The sequence below is a fragment of the Mycobacterium sp. E183 genome (assembly GCF_001667735.1).
Lineage (GTDB): Bacteria > Actinomycetota > Actinomycetes > Mycobacteriales > Mycobacteriaceae > Mycobacterium.
The window spans coordinates 41,257-56,640 of the sequence record NZ_LZJN01000130.1 but is presented as its reverse complement, the minus strand read 5'-3'; the positions used below and the strand labels follow the sequence as shown (position 1 = coordinate 56,640).

General features: G+C 68.2%; 10 protein-coding genes. 9 read left to right on the top strand and 1 reads right to left on the bottom strand.

Annotation, left to right across the window (positions count from 1 at the left end; translation table 11 throughout):
- From A5691_RS13515 to rplL, 3 genes are all read left to right on the top strand, one after another.
- On the top strand, window positions 1-909 hold the full coding sequence (locus A5691_RS13515) for an ROK family protein (RefSeq protein WP_067891171.1): 909 nt from the start codon (window positions 1-3) through the stop codon (window positions 907-909).
- A 258-nt stretch (window positions 910-1,167) separates the two neighbouring features.
- Window positions 1,168-1,785 carry a 50S ribosomal protein L10 gene (gene rplJ, locus A5691_RS13510; protein WP_067757458.1) on the top strand — a complete coding sequence of 206 codons (618 nt, stop codon included), beginning with the start codon at window positions 1,168-1,170 and terminating at the stop codon, window positions 1,783-1,785.
- A 43-nt stretch (window positions 1,786-1,828) separates the two neighbouring features.
- Entirely contained in the window at window positions 1,829-2,221 is a 393-nt protein-coding gene (gene rplL, locus A5691_RS13505) for a 50S ribosomal protein L7/L12 (RefSeq protein ID WP_068266640.1), read from the top strand.
- A gap of 54 nt (window positions 2,222-2,275) precedes the next feature.
- Here rplL and A5691_RS13500 read toward each other — a convergent pair whose 3' ends face one another.
- On the bottom strand, window positions 2,276-2,962 hold the full coding sequence (locus tag A5691_RS13500) for a TetR/AcrR family transcriptional regulator (protein ID WP_369827123.1): 687 nt from the start codon (window positions 2,960-2,962) through the stop codon (window positions 2,276-2,278).
- Window positions 2,963-3,024: 62 nt separating this feature from the next.
- Here A5691_RS13500 and A5691_RS13495 point away from each other — a divergent pair, with 62 nt between their 5' ends.
- From A5691_RS13495 to A5691_RS13470, 6 genes are all read left to right on the top strand, one after another.
- Entirely contained in the window at window positions 3,025-4,515 is a 1,491-nt protein-coding gene (locus A5691_RS13495) for a carotenoid oxygenase family protein (RefSeq protein WP_068017854.1), read from the top strand.
- Window positions 4,516-4,684: 169 nt separating this feature from the next.
- Window positions 4,685-5,695 (top strand): ABC transporter ATP-binding protein, encoded by a 1,011-nt coding sequence (locus A5691_RS13490; RefSeq protein WP_067312439.1) that lies wholly within the window; start codon window positions 4,685-4,687, stop codon window positions 5,693-5,695.
- A 397-nt stretch (window positions 5,696-6,092) separates the two neighbouring features.
- On the top strand, window positions 6,093-9,599 hold the full coding sequence (locus tag A5691_RS13485) for a DNA-directed RNA polymerase subunit beta (RefSeq protein ID WP_156670070.1): 3,507 nt from the start codon (window positions 6,093-6,095) through the stop codon (window positions 9,597-9,599).
- 41 nt (window positions 9,600-9,640) lie between these two features.
- Window positions 9,641-13,591: a DNA-directed RNA polymerase subunit beta' gene (locus A5691_RS13480; RefSeq protein ID WP_067753430.1), complete on the top strand. Its 3,951-nt coding sequence runs from the start codon at window positions 9,641-9,643 to the stop codon at window positions 13,589-13,591.
- A gap of 147 nt (window positions 13,592-13,738) precedes the next feature.
- Complete coding sequence (locus A5691_RS13475) at window positions 13,739-14,494, top strand: deoxyribonuclease IV (protein ID WP_068017880.1); 756 nt, start codon at window positions 13,739-13,741, stop codon at window positions 14,492-14,494.
- Window positions 14,495-14,505: 11 nt separating this feature from the next.
- Window positions 14,506-15,336, top strand: a complete 831-nt coding sequence (locus tag A5691_RS13470) for a PHB depolymerase family esterase (RefSeq protein WP_067753433.1) — start codon at window positions 14,506-14,508, stop codon at window positions 15,334-15,336.
- Window positions 15,337-15,384 lie beyond the last annotated feature (48 nt).

Below are 15,384 nucleotides of genomic sequence, written 5' to 3'. Positions count from 1 at the left end.
ATGCTCACCCTCTGCCTGGACATCGGCGGCACCAAGATCGCCGCCGGCCTCGCCGACCCCGACGGCGCGCTGGTGCACACCGTCGTCCGGCCCACGCCGGGCGGCGGCGCGGCTGAGGAGGTGTGGGCCGCTCTCCATGCGGCGATCGCCGACGCGCTGCGCGCGGCCGGCGGTGCGGTCGCCGCGGTGGGCATCGGGTCGGCCGGCCCCATCGACCTGCGCGCCGGAACCGTCAGCCCCGTCAACATCAAAGGCTGGCAACGGTTCCCGCTGCGCGACCGCGTCGCGGCCGCGGTGCCGGGCGTGCCCGTGCGGCTCGGCGGCGACGGCCTGTGCATGGCGCTGGGCGAGCACTGGCGTGGCGCGGGCCGCGGCGCGGACTTCCTGCTGGGCATGGTGGTGTCCACCGGGGTGGGCGGCGGGCTGGTGCTCGGCGGCACCCCGTACACCGGCCGCACCGGCAACGCCGGCCACGTCGGGCACGTGGTGGTGGAGGACGGCGGTCCGCCCTGCGTGTGCGGCGGGCGCGGCTGCGTCGAGGCGATCGCGTCCGGGCCGTCCATGGTGCGCTGGGCGCGGGCCAACGGGTGGTCCGCCCCGCCCTCGGCCGGCGCCCGCGACCTGGCCGCCGCGGCGGCGGCCGGGGATCCGTTGGCGGGCCGGGCATTCCGCCGGGGTGCCACCGCGCTCGCGGCGATGATCGCCTCGGTCGGCGCGGTCTGCGACCTGGATCTCGTCGTCATCGGGGGAGGCGTCGCCAACTCCGGTGGCCTGCTCTTCGACCCCCTGCGGGAGAAGCTGGCCGAGTACGCCCGGCTGGACTTCCTGGCCGGCCTGCGGGTGGTGTCCGCCGAACTCGGCGGCGAGGCGGGCCTGGTCGGCGCGGCCAGGCTGGCCGGCCTGCGCTGACCGCACGACGGCCGCCGTTTTGGCTGACGGGGGCGGGTCAGGCTATCCTGGTGCCCGATCCACCGAAGACCGTCGGTCACCGAGCAATCGGTTGAAGGTCCGGGAGCATCCCGGCGGCCCACGCAGGAGGACGAGGCAGCAGCGCCGGCCCGCGCCGGCGCGCGTTCACGCCCCGGCCGCATCCTGCGCCGGGGCGTTCGTCGTTCCACGGGTGATCACAGACGACACGTCGCATGGCTTTCACTTCAGGAGGTACGCATGGCCAGGGCTGACAAAGCCACCGCCGTTGCCGACATCGCCGAGCAGTTCAGGGAGGCGACCGCGACCCTGATCACCGAGTACCGCGGGTTGACCGTGGCGAACCTGGCCGAGCTGCGCCGGTCGCTCAGCGGCTCGGCCACCTACTCGGTGGCCAAGAACACGCTGATCAAGCGGGCGGCGTCCGAGGCGGGCGTCGAAGGCCTCGACGAGCTGTTCGCCGGGCCGACCGCGATCGCATTCGTCACCGGCGAGCCGGTCGACGCCGCCAAGGCCATCAAGACCTTCGCCAAGGACAACAAGGCGCTGGTCATCAAGGGCGGCTACATGGACGGTCGCGCGCTGACCGTCGCCGAGGTCGAGCGCATCGCCGACCTCGAGTCGCGCGAGGTGCTGCTGGCCAAGCTGGCCGGCGCCATGAAGGGCAACCTCGCCAAGGCGGCCGGCCTGTTCGCCGCCCCGACCTCGCAGATGGCCCGCCTGTTGGCCGCCCTGCAGGAAAAGAAGCCCGCCGAGCCGGAGCCCGCCGCTCCGGTCGCGGAAGCCCCGGCGGCGCCCGCAGAAGAAACCCCCGAGGCACCGGCCGAAACGGCCGAGGCACCGGCCGAAGCCGAATAAAAACCAACCCGCAAACCTGGGAACACAAGGAAGGACCCACACCATGGCGAAAATGTCCACCGACGACCTGCTCGACGCCTTCAAGGAAATGACCCTGTTGGAGCTCTCCGACTTCGTCAAGAAGTTCGAGGAGACCTTCGAGGTCACCGCGGCCGCCACGGTCGCCGTCGCCGCGGCCGGCCCGGCCGCCGGTGGCGCCCCCGCCGAGGCCGCCGAGGAGCAGTCGGAGTTCGACGTCATCCTCGAGGCCGCCGGCGACAAGAAGATCGGCGTCATCAAGGTCGTCCGCGAGATCGTCTCCGGCCTGGGCCTCAAGGAGGCCAAGGACCTGGTCGACGGCGCACCCAAGCCGCTGCTGGAGAAGGTCGCCAAGGAGGCCGCCGACGAGGCCAAGACCAAGCTCGAGGCCGCCGGCGCCACCGTCACCGTCAAGTAGCTCCACGCCGAAACCCCCGGGACCGCCCTGCGGCTCCCGGGGGTTTCGTGGTCCTCAGCGCGTGGACTGCACCGACAGGGCGATCCGCTCGGCGGAATCACCCAGTGCTACAAGCAAATTGGTGAACATCGAGATGAGCACCGGCGCGACGGCCGCGCCGTCGTCGCCGTAGAAGCCGGCCAGCTCCAGCATCACGAAGCCGTGCACCTGGGACCAGAACTGGGCCGCGGTGGCGACGATCGTCGGGTCGTCGTCCGGGGCGCAGGCGGTGATGCGGCCGGCGAGTATCGATCGGCGGACCGCCCGGACGACGTGCACGAAGCCGGGCACGTCCTGCTCGATCTCGTCGACCGTCAGCGTCAACACGTTGCCCGCGGGGGCGTTGATGCCGTGCGCGCTGGTGCTGCCGAACATCAGCCGATACATGTGCGGGTGCCTGATGGCGTAGCGCCGGTAGGCCGCACCGATGACGAACAGGTCGGCGACCGGATCGTCGGTCGCGGGCACCGCCAGCGCGGCGTCGAACTGGCGCAAGCCCTCTTCGGCCACCTCGGCGATCAGGCCGCGCATCCCGCCGAAGTGGGTGTACACCGCCATCGTCGACGTTCCGGCCTCGCCGGCGACCTTGCGGGTCTGCAGCGCGTCCGGGCCGTGCTCGTGCAGCAGGCCGACCGCGGCGCGCAGCATCTCGTCGCGGACGCCGCGCTGCCCTTGAGTCAATTCCGAAGTCATCGTTGCCATCCTCCCATCCGCGGCGTAGCGTCGAAATAACAGCGTCATATCAATGTTATAGGAGCTCAGCGATGACTGTCGCGCACACCGCCGAAACCCGGAACCAGTACCTCGAGGGCCTGCTGGCGCCGGTGGGCGCCGAGGTGACCGCGACCGACCTGCCGGTCACCGGACGCATCCCCGAACACCTCGACGGCCGCTACCTGCGCAACGGTCCCAACCCCGCCGAGGAGGTCGACCCGGCCACCTACCACTGGTTCAGCGGCGACGGGATGGTGCACGGCGTCGCGCTGAGCGGGGGCAGTGCCCGCTGGTACCGCAACCGCTGGGTGCGCAGCCTGTCGGTGTGCGCGGCCCTGGGCGAGGCGACGCCGGGCCGGCTCGACCCGCGGGCGGGCATGCTCTCGCTCGGCGCCAACACCAATGTCTTGACCCACGCCGGGCGCACCCTGGCGCTGGTCGAGGGCGGGGTGGCCAACTACGAGCTGACCGACGAGCTGGACACGGTCGGCACCTGCGACTTCGACGGCACGCTGGCGGGCGGCTACACCGCCCATCCGCACCGCGACCCGCGCACCGGCGAATTGCACGCCGTCTCTTACTCGTTCGCCCGCGGACGCACCGTGCAGTATTCGGTGATCGACACCCGGGGCCGCGCCCGCCGCACGGTCGACATCGAGGTGTCCGGGTCGCCGATGATGCACGACTTCTCACTGACCGAGAAGTACGTCGTCATCTACGACCTGCCGGTGACCTTCGACCCGGTGCAGGCGCTGCCGCAGACCATGCCCCGCTGGCTCGGCCTGCCGGCCCGGCTGGCGATGCAGTCGCTGATCGGGCGCGTGCGGGTGCCGAGCCCGATCAACGCCCTGATGAACCGGAACCCGAAGCACTCCGACCGCATGCCGTACGCCTGGAACCCCGGCTACCCGGCGCGCATCGGGGTCATGCCGCGCGAGGGCGGCAACGCGGACGTCCGCTGGTTCGAGATCGAGCCCTGCTACGTCTACCACCCCCTCAACGCCTACTCCGAGATGCGGGACGGCGCAGAGGTTTTGGTGCTCGACGTGGTGCGATACGCGCGGATGTTCGACCGCGACCGGCACGGGCCCGGCGAGACCCCGCCGACGCTGGACCGGTGGACGATCAACCTGGCGACCGGCGCGGTGGCCACCGAATGCCGCGACGATCAGCCGCAGGAATTTCCGCGGATCAACGAGGACATGCTGGGCGGCCCGCACCGCTTCGGCTACACCGTCGGGGCTTACTTCGCCGGCGGCGCCGCCGCGCTGTACAAGCACGACTACCAGACCGGCGCCCGCGAGGTCGCCGCGCTCGATCCCGACCTTTTGCTCGGCGAGATGTCCTTTGTGCCCAACCCCGGCTCCCAGAAGGGACGAGTCGAGGACGACGGCGTTCTGATGGGCTACGGCTACCACCGGGGCCGCGACGAGGGCCAGCTGGTGTTGCTCGACGCGCAGACGCTCGAGTCCGTGGCCACCGTGCATTTGCCGCAGCGGGTGCCGATGGGCTTTCACGGCAATTGGGCGCCCACTGGCTAACGCGCGTCGAATAGGATGGCGGCCGCCGGCGACGGCCGGATCTCAGGTCAGCCAATTTTTCCCGGCTGTGCCTTGCAACCCTGATGCCGTGCAGCAAGCGTGCGCTACAGTGACTCATGCCACATAAAAGGGCAGGTGGCGGGCATGAGCGTCGACGGAAGGATCTCCCATGGGTGTCGCTATTGAGGTGAACGGCCTCACCAAGTCCTTCGGATCGTCGAGAATTTGGGAAGACGTGACCCTGGAGATCCCCGCCGGGGAGGTCAGCGTGCTGCTGGGGCCGTCCGGTACCGGCAAATCGGTGTTCCTGAAGTCCCTGATCGGCCTGCTGCGTCCCGAGCGCGGCTCGGTGGTCATCGACGGCACCGACATCCTGCAGTGCTCGGCCAAGGAGCTCTACGAGATCCGCACGCTGTTCGGCGTCATGTTCCAGGACGGTGCCCTGTTCGGTTCGATGAACCTGTTCGACAACGCCGCCTTCCCGCTGCGCGAGCACACCAAGAAGAAGGAAAGCGAGATCCGTGACATCGTCATGGAGAAGCTGCAGATGGTGGGTCTCGGCGGCGACGAGAAGAAGTTCCCCGGCGAGATCTCCGGCGGTATGCGCAAGCGCGCCAGCCTGGCCCGCGCCCTGGTGATGGACCCGCAGATCATCCTCTGCGACGAGCCCGACTCCGGTCTGGACCCGGTCCGCACCGCCTACCTGAGCCAGCTGATCCTCGACATCAACGCCCAGATCGACGCCACCGTCCTCATCGTCACGCACAACATCAACATCGCCCGCACCGTGCCGGACAACATGGGCATGCTCTTCCGGCGCAAGCTGGTCATGTTCGGCCCCCGCGAGGTGCTGCTGACCAGCGACGAGCCGGTCGTGCGGCAGTTCCTCAACGGCCGCCGCATCGGCCCGATCGGCATGTCCGAGGAAAAGGACGAGGCGACGATGGCCGAAGAGCAGGCCGCCCTCGAGGCCGGCCAGCACGCCGGCGGTGTGGAGGAGATCGAGGGCGTGCCGCCGCAGATCGTCGCGTCCCCCGGGATGCCCGAGCGCAAGGCCGTCGGCCGGCGCCAGGCGCGGGTGCGCGAGATCCTGCACACCCTGCCGCAGAAGGCGCAAGCCGCGATCATCGACGACATGGAGGGCACCCACAAGTACCGCGCGCACGAGGTCGGCGACTAGCTCGTCCGGCCCGAGGTTTCGCGATAACTTCGCGTAACTCCCCCGGCCCGCCCTCTTGACGACGGGCCGTAAACGGGCCAGTCTGTTGGGCAGCATGTATCCAGCGGAGAGTCGAGATGCCAGCCAGCGCCGATGTCCCTGGATGTCCTGTGCTGGACAGTTGAGGAATGCGCCGCCCTACGCTATTGTTGGACGTTGCGCTGGCTACCTCCTGCCCACCTCACCCGCCACCTGACACCGTGGTCTAAGCCTGAGCCCCCTGCAAGCGGCTTAGTTCTTTCACCGTGCGCGTGAGATCCGGACAGTTCGTTCGCCGGCCTAACCGACACAATTCGCGGCGAACGCAACCGGTGGTTCCGGTCTTCGTGAGTCGCACGAGGTGCTGGAAGGATGCATCTTGGCTGATTCTCGCCAGAGCAAAACGGATCGCCCACAAAGTTCCTCTAATGGAAGTTCCCTAAACGGCTCCGTCCCCGGAGCGCCCAACCGAGTTTCCTTCGCCAAGCTCCGCGAACCGCTCGAGGTTCCCGGCCTGCTCGACGTGCAGATCGACTCCTTCGAGTGGTTGATCGGCTCACCGCGCTGGCGCGAGGCCGCCACCGATCGTGGCGAGCCCAGCCCGGTCGGCGGCCTCGAAGAGGTGCTCTACGAGCTCTCGCCGATCGAGGACTTCTCCGGCTCGATGTCGCTGTCGTTCTCCGATCCCCGTTTCGACGAGGTCAAGGCGCCGGTCGACGAGTGCAAAGACAAGGACATGACGTACGCGGCCCCGCTGTTCGTCACGGCCGAGTTCATCAACAACAACACCGGCGAGATCAAGAGCCAGACGGTGTTCATGGGCGACTTCCCGATGATGACCGAGAAGGGCACCTTCATCATCAACGGGACCGAGCGCGTGGTCGTCAGCCAGCTCGTTCGCTCGCCCGGCGTGTACTTCGACGAGACCATCGACAAGTCCACCGAGAAGCTGCTGCACAGCGTCAAGGTGATCCCCAGCCGCGGCGCGTGGCTGGAGTTCGACGTCGACAAGCGCGACACCGTCGGCGTGCGCATCGACCGCAAGCGCCGCCAGCCCGTCACCGTGCTGCTCAAGGCGCTGGGCTGGACCAACGAGCAGATACACGAGCGGTTCGGCTTCTCCGAGATCATGATGGGCACGCTGGAGAAGGACAACACCGCGGGCACCGACGAGGCGCTGCTGGACATCTACCGCAAGCTGCGCCCGGGCGAGCCGCCGACCAAGGAGTCCGCGCAGACCCTGCTGGAGAACCTGTTCTTCAAGGAGAAGCGCTATGACCTGGCCCGCGTCGGCCGCTACAAGGTCAACAAGAAGCTCGGCCTGCACGCCGGCGAGCCGATCACGTCGTCCACGCTGACCGAGGAAGACGTCGTCGCGACCATCGAATACCTGGTCCGCCTGCACGAGGGCCAGGCCACGATGACCGTCCCGGGCGGCATCGAGGTGCCGGTGGAGACCGACGACATCGACCACTTCGGCAACCGGCGGCTGCGCACGGTCGGCGAGTTGATCCAGAACCAGATCCGGGTCGGCATGTCCCGGATGGAGCGCGTCGTCCGCGAGCGGATGACCACGCAGGACGTCGAGGCGATCACGCCGCAGACGCTGATCAACATCCGGCCGGTCGTCGCCGCGATCAAGGAGTTCTTCGGCACCAGCCAGCTCTCCCAGTTCATGGACCAGAACAACCCGCTGTCGGGTCTGACCCACAAGCGCCGCCTGTCGGCGCTGGGCCCCGGCGGTCTGTCCCGTGAGCGGGCCGGGCTGGAGGTCCGTGACGTGCACCCGTCGCACTACGGCCGGATGTGCCCGATCGAGACCCCGGAGGGTCCGAACATCGGCCTGATCGGCTCCCTGTCGGTGTACGCGCGGGTCAACCCGTTCGGCTTCATCGAGACGCCGTACCGCAAGGTGGTCGACGGTGTGGTCACCGACGAGATCCACTACCTGACCGCCGACGAGGAGGACCGCCACGTGGTGGCGCAGGCCAACTCGCCGATCGACGCGAAGGGCCGGTTCGAGGAGTCGCGCGTCCTGGTCCGCCGCAAGGCGGGCGAGGTCGAGTACGTGCCGTCGTCCGAGGTGGACTACATGGACGTGTCGCCGCGCCAGATGGTGTCGGTGGCCACCGCCATGATCCCGTTCCTCGAACACGACGACGCCAACCGTGCCCTGATGGGCGCCAACATGCAGCGTCAGGCGGTTCCGCTGGTGCGCAGCGAGGCGCCGCTGGTGGGCACCGGCATGGAGCTGCGCGCCGCGATCGACGCCGGCGACGTCGTCGTCGCGGACAAGGCCGGGGTGATCGAGGAGGTCTCTGCCGACTACATCACGGTGATGGCCGACGACGGCACCCGGCACACCTACCGGATGCGCAAGTTCGAGCGGTCCAACCACGGCACCTGCGCCAACCAGTCGCCGATCGTGGACGCCGGGGACCGGGTCGAGGCCGGCCAGGTCATCGCCGACGGCCCCTGCACCGAGAACGGTGAGATGGCGCTGGGCAAGAACCTGCTGGTGGCGATCATGCCGTGGGAGGGCCACAACTACGAGGACGCGATCATCCTGTCCAACCGCCTGGTTGAGGAGGACGTGCTCACCTCGATCCACATCGAGGAGCACGAGATCGACGCCCGCGACACCAAGCTGGGCGCCGAGGAGATCACCCGGGACATCCCGAACGTCTCCGACGAGGTGCTGGCCGACCTCGACGAGCGCGGCATCGTCCGCATCGGCGCCGAGGTGCGCGACGGCGACATCCTGGTCGGCAAGGTCACCCCGAAGGGGGAGACCGAGCTGACCCCGGAGGAGCGGCTGCTGCGGGCGATCTTCGGTGAGAAGGCCCGCGAGGTCCGCGACACCTCGCTGAAGGTGCCGCACGGCGAGTCCGGCAAGGTGATCGGCATCCGGGTGTTCTCCCGCGAGGACGACGACGAGCTGCCAGCCGGTGTCAACGAGCTGGTCCGCGTCTACGTGGCCCAGAAGCGCAAGATCTCCGACGGTGACAAGCTCGCCGGCCGGCACGGCAACAAGGGCGTGATCGGCAAGATCCTGCCCGTCGAGGACATGCCGTTCCTGCCGGACGGCACCCCGGTGGACATCATCCTGAACACGCACGGTGTGCCGCGACGGATGAACATCGGCCAGATCCTGGAGACCCACCTCGGGTGGGTGGCCAAGTCCGGCTGGAACATCGAGGGTTCCCCCGAGTGGGCGGCCAACCTGCCCAAGGAGCTGCAGAGCGCGGAGCCGAACGCCATCGTGTCGACGCCGGTGTTCGACGGCGCCCGGGAGGCGGAGCTGCAGGGGCTGCTGTCCTGCACGCTGCCCAACCGGGACAACGAGGTGATGGTGGACGGCGACGGCAAGGCGGTGCTCTTCGACGGCCGCAGCGGTGAGCCGTTCCCGTACCCGGTGACGGTTGGCTTCATGTACATCATGAAGCTGCACCACCTGGTGGACGACAAGATCCACGCCCGCTCCACCGGCCCGTACTCGATGATCACCCAGCAGCCGCTGGGCGGTAAGGCGCAGTTCGGTGGCCAGCGGTTCGGTGAGATGGAGTGCTGGGCCATGCAGGCCTACGGCGCCGCGTACACGCTGCAGGAGCTGTTGACCATCAAGTCCGACGACACGGTCGGCCGGGTCAAGGTGTACGAGGCGATCGTCAAGGGCGAGAACATCCCCGAGCCGGGCATCCCCGAGTCGTTCAAGGTGCTGCTCAAGGAGCTGCAGTCGCTGTGCCTGAACGTCGAGGTGCTCTCGTCGGACGGCGCGGCGATCGAATTGCGCGAAGGCGAGGACGAGGACCTGGAGCGGGCTGCGGCCAACCTGGGAATCAACTTGTCGCGCAACGAATCCGCCTCCGTTGAGGACCTGGCTTAATCACTTTTAGTTACTAAACCCGCAAGGGGAAAGGGAGTTACGTGCTCGACGTCAACTTCTTCGATGAACTCCGTATCGGCCTGGCCACCGCGGAGGACATCAGGCAATGGTCTTACGGCGAGGTCAAGAAGCCGGAGACGATCAACTACCGCACGCTGAAGCCGGAGAAGGACGGCCTGTTCTGCGAGAAGATCTTCGGACCTACTCGTGACTGGGAGTGCTACTGCGGCAAGTACAAGCGCGTCCGCTTCAAGGGCATCATCTGTGAGCGTTGCGGCGTCGAGGTGACTCGCGCCAAGGTGCGCCGCGAGCGGATGGGTCACATCGAGCTGGCCGCGCCAGTCACGCACATCTGGTACTTCAAGGGTGTGCCGAGCCGCCTCGGTTACCTGCTCGACCTCGCCCCGAAGGATCTCGAGAAGATCATCTACTTCGCGGCGTACGTGATCACGTCGGTCGACGACGAGATGCGGCACAACGAGCTGTCCACGCTCGAGGCCGAAATGATGGTGGAGCGCAAGGCCGTTGAGGACCAGCGCGACGCCGACCTGGAGGCCCGCGCGCAGAAGCTCGAGGCCGACCTGGCCGAGCTGGAGGCCGAGGGCGCCAAGGCCGACGCCCGCCGCAAGGTGCGCGACGGCGGCGAGCGGGAGATGCGTCAGCTCCGCGACCGCGCCCAGCGTGAGCTGGACCGGCTGGAGGACATTTGGAGCACCTTCACCAAGCTGGCCCCCAAGCAGCTGATCGTCGACGAGAACCTCTACCGCGAGCTCGTCGACCGCTACGGCGAGTACTTCACCGGCGCCATGGGCGCGGAGTCGATCCAGAAGCTCATCGAGAACTTCGACATCGACGCCGAGGCCGACTCGCTGCGTGACGTCATCCGAAACGGCAAGGGGCAGAAGAAGCTTCGCGCCCTCAAGCGCCTGAAGGTGGTCGCCGCCTTCCAGCAGTCGGGCAACTCGCCGATGGGCATGGTGCTCGACGCCGTCCCGGTGATCCCGCCGGAACTGCGCCCGATGGTGCAGTTGGACGGTGGCCGCTTCGCGACCAGTGACCTGAACGACCTGTACCGCCGGGTCATCAACCGCAACAACCGCCTCAAGAGGCTGATCGACCTCGGCGCGCCCGAGATCATCGTCAACAACGAGAAGCGGATGCTGCAGGAGTCCGTCGACGCGCTGTTCGACAACGGCCGTCGCGGCCGCCCGGTCACCGGGCCGGGCAACCGTCCGCTGAAGTCGCTGTCGGATCTTTTGAAGGGCAAGCAGGGCCGGTTCCGTCAGAACCTGCTCGGTAAGCGTGTCGACTACTCGGGCCGCAGCGTCATCGTGGTCGGCCCGCAGCTCAAGCTGCACCAGTGTGGCCTGCCCAAGCTGATGGCGCTCGAGCTGTTCAAGCCGTTCGTGATGAAGCGGCTCGTCGACCTCAACCACGCGCAGAACATCAAGAGCGCCAAGCGGATGGTGGAGCGGCAGCGTCCCCAGGTGTGGGACGTCCTGGAAGAGGTCATCGCCGAGCACCCGGTGCTGCTGAACCGCGCGCCCACCCTGCACCGGCTTGGCATCCAGGCCTTCGAGCCGATGCTGGTGGAGGGCAAGGCGATTCAGCTGCACCCGTTGGTGTGTGAGGCGTTCAACGCCGACTTCGACGGCGACCAGATGGCGGTGCACCTGCCGCTGAGCGCCGAGGCGCAGGCCGAGGCGCGCATCCTGATGCTGTCTTCCAACAACATCCTGTCGCCGGCCTCCGGCCGCCCGCTGGCCATGCCGCGACTGGACATGGTGACCGGGCTGTACTTCCTGACCACCGAGGTCGACGGCGACAAGGGCGAATTCTCGCCCGCCGCAAAGGATCAGCCGGAGGTTGGCGTGTACTCCTCGCCGGCCGAGGCGATCATGGCCGCCGACCGCGGCGTGCTGTCGGTGCGGGCCAAGATCAAGGTGCGACTGACGCAGCTGCGTCCGCCCGCCGAGATCGAGGCCGAGCTGTTCGGCGCCAACGGCTGGCAGCCGGGCGACGCCTGGATGGCCGAGACGACGCTGGGCCGGGTGCTGTTCAACGAGCTGCTGCCGGTGGGCTACCCGTTCGTGAACAAGCAGATGCACAAGAAGGTGCAGGCCGCGATCATCAACGACCTCGCCGAGCGCTACCCGATGATCGTGGTGGCGCAGACCGTCGACAAGCTCAAGGACGCCGGCTTCTACTGGGCCACCCGCAGTGGGGTCACCGTGTCGATGGCCGACGTGCTGGTCCCGCCGCGCAAGAAGGAGATCCTCGACCAGTACGAGGAGCGGGCCGAGAAGGTCGAAAAGCAGTTCCAGCGAGGCGCTTTGAACCACGACGAGCGCAACGAGGCGCTGGTGGAGATCTGGAAGGAAGCCACCGACGAGGTCGGTCAGGCGCTCCGCGAGCACTACCCCAGCGACAACCCGATCATCACGATCGTCGACTCGGGTGCCACGGGTAACTTCACCCAGACCCGAACGCTGGCCGGCATGAAGGGTCTGGTGACCAACCCGAAGGGTGAGTTCATCCCGCGTCCGGTCAAGTCGTCGTTCCGCGAGGGCCTGACGGTGCTGGAGTACTTCATCAACACGCACGGCGCCCGAAAGGGCCTGGCGGACACCGCGTTGCGTACCGCCGACTCGGGTTACCTGACCCGTCGTCTGGTGGACGTGAGCCAGGACGTCATCGTCCGCGAGCACGACTGCGAGACCGAGCGCGGCATCATCGTCGAGCTCGCCGAGCGTCAGCCCGACGGCACCCTGATCCGCGACCCGTACATCGAAACCTCGGCGTACGCGCGGACTTTGGGCACCGACGCGGTCGACGAGGCCGGCAACGTCGTCGTCGCGCGCGGCGAGGACCTGGGTGACCCGGAGATCGACGCCCTGCTGGCGGCCGGCATCACGCAGGTGAAGGTGCGCTCGGTGCTGACCTGCACCACGGGCACCGGCGTGTGCGCGACCTGCTACGGGCGTTCGATGGCCACCGGCAAGCTGGTCGACATCGGCGAGGCCGTCGGCATCGTCGCGGCCCAGTCCATCGGTGAGCCCGGCACGCAGCTGACCATGCGTACCTTCCACCAGGGTGGTGTCGGTGAGGACATCACCGGCGGTCTGCCCCGGGTCCAGGAACTGTTCGAGGCCCGCGTCCCGCGCGGCAAGGCGCCGATCGCCGACGTCACCGGGCGGGTGCAACTCGAGGAGGGTGAGCGCTTCTACAAGATCACCATCGTTCCCGACGACGGGAGCGAGGAGGTCGTGTACGACAAGCTCTCCAAGCGGCAGCGGCTGCGCGTGTTCAAGCACGACGACGGTTCCGAGCGGGTCCTGTCCGACGGCGACCACGTCGAGGTGGGCCAGCAGCTGATGGAGGGTTCGGCCGACCCGCACGAGGTGTTGCGCGTGCAGGGCCCACGCGAGGTGCAGATCCACCTGGTCCGTGAGGTCCAAGAGGTTTACCGCGCCCAGGGTGTGTCGATCCACGACAAGCACATCGAGGTGATCGTCCGCCAGATGCTGCGTCGCGTCACCATCATCGACTCGGGCTCGACGGAGTTCCTGCCCGGCTCGCTGATCGACCGCGCGGAGTTCGAGGCGGAGAACCGTCGCGTGGTGGCCGAGGGCGGCGAGCCCGCCGCCGGGCGCCCGGTGCTGATGGGTATCACGAAGGCATCGCTGGCCACCGATTCGTGGCTCAGTGCGGCGTCGTTCCAGGAGACCACGCGAGTGCTGACCGATGCGGCCATCAACTGCCGCAGCGACAAGCTCAACGGTCTGAAGGAGAACGTGATCATCGGAAAGCTGATCCCGGCCGGTACCGGCATCAACCGGTACCGCAACATCCAGGTGCAGCCGACCGAGGAGGCCCGGGCCGCCGCGTACACGATCCCGTCCTACGAGGATCAGTACTACAGCCCGGACTTCGGCCAGGCGACTGGAGCCGCGGTTCCGCTGGACGACTACGGCTACAGCGACTACCGGTAGTTCGATCAAGGGAAAAGCCCCGGGCACTCGCCCGGGGCTTTTTCGTACCCGCTCGTACCCGCCGACTGCCACGCCAGCGTGGCTCTGGCGACCCAATGTCACGCTGGCGTGACGCTCGCGTCGGCCGCCCTTTACTACACTGGCCGGGTGCTCATCGGTTCACACGTCCGCAACGAAGACCCGCTGGCGGCCGCCCAGGCGGACGGGGCCGACGTGGTGCAGTTCTTCCTCGGCAACCCGCAGAGCTGGAAGAAGCCGAAGCCCCGCGACGACGCCGGCACGCTCAAGGCGTCGGCCGTGCCGCTCTACGTCCACGCGCCGTACCTCATCAACGTGGCGTCGGCCAACAACCGCATCCGCATCCCGTCGCGCAAGATCCTGCAGGACACCTGCGACGCGGCCGCGGAGATCGGCGCGACGGCCGTGATCGTGCACGGCGGCCACGCCGACGACGACGACATGGAGGCCGGGTTCGAGCGGTGGGTCAAGGCGCTGGACTACCTGGAAACCGATGTGCCCGTGTACCTGGAGAACACGGCGGGCGGCGACCACGCGATGGCGCGTCACTTCGACACGATCGGCAAACTCTGGGATCACATCGGCGACAAGGGAATCGGCTTCTGCCTGGACACCTGCCACGCCTGGGCCGCCGGCGAGGCGCTGGTCGACGCGGTCGACCGGATCAAGGCGCTGACCGGCCGCATCGACCTGGTGCACTGCAACGACTCGAGGGACGCGGCGGGCTCGGGCGCCGACCGGCACGCCAACTTCGGCACCGGCCAGATCGATCCCGAGCTGCTCGTCGCGGTGGTCACGGCGGCCGCTGCACCCGTCATCTGCGAGACCGCCGACGAGGGACGCAAGGACGACATCGCGTTCCTGCGGGAAAAGACCGGCGGCTGAGATCTCCGCCCGTGCTCGGTCGGCTCGCAACGCTCCTCGGGGTCGTCCTCCTGGTCGCGAGCTGTTCGCCTGCGCCGCCCTCGGGCTTCGTCACCGGGACCAGCCTGCACCACCTCGATGTGGGCGGGCACGATCGCAGCTACCGGCTCTACGAGCCGGCGGGCAAATCCGCATCGCCTCCGCTGGTCGTCGTGCTGCACGGCTATTCCGGGAGCGCCCGGCAGGTCGAAAGGGATTACGGCTGGGACGAATTGGCCGATTCGGCCAAGGTCGTCGTCGCCTACCCGGACGGGCTGGACCGGGCCTGGAACGTCGACGGGGAGACCTGCTGCGGCCGGCCGGGACGGGAGGGCGTCGACGACGTCGCGTTCATCAGCGCGGTCGTCGCCGACGTCGCCAAGCACGTCGGCACCGACCCCGCCCGTGTCTATGTCTCCGGAATGAGCAACGGCGGCATCATGTCCTTTACGCTCGCGTGCGCCACCGACATCTTCGCCGCGATCGGGCCGGTCGCCGCCACGCAGCTGACTCGATGCCCCAACCCGCGTCCGACGTCGATCATGCACATTCACGGCACGGCGGACCGGCTGGTGCCCTACGGCGGCGGGCAGGGTTTCAGCGTGATCAACGGCCCCGCGGTGCCCGAGGTGAATGCGTTCTGGCGCAACGTCGATCAGTGCGCAAGCCCGGCCACCACCAGCAATGGCCCGATCACCACGTCGACGGCGGGCTGCGCAGGCAACCGCGGCGTCACGCTCATCACGATCGATCAGGGCGGCCACGAGTGGCCGCCGTTCGCCGCCCGCACCCTGTGGGAGTTCTTCGCCGCGCACCCACGGTGACGTCGCATTACACCTCTTGTGCGGCTGTCGAAAAAATGTAACATGAGG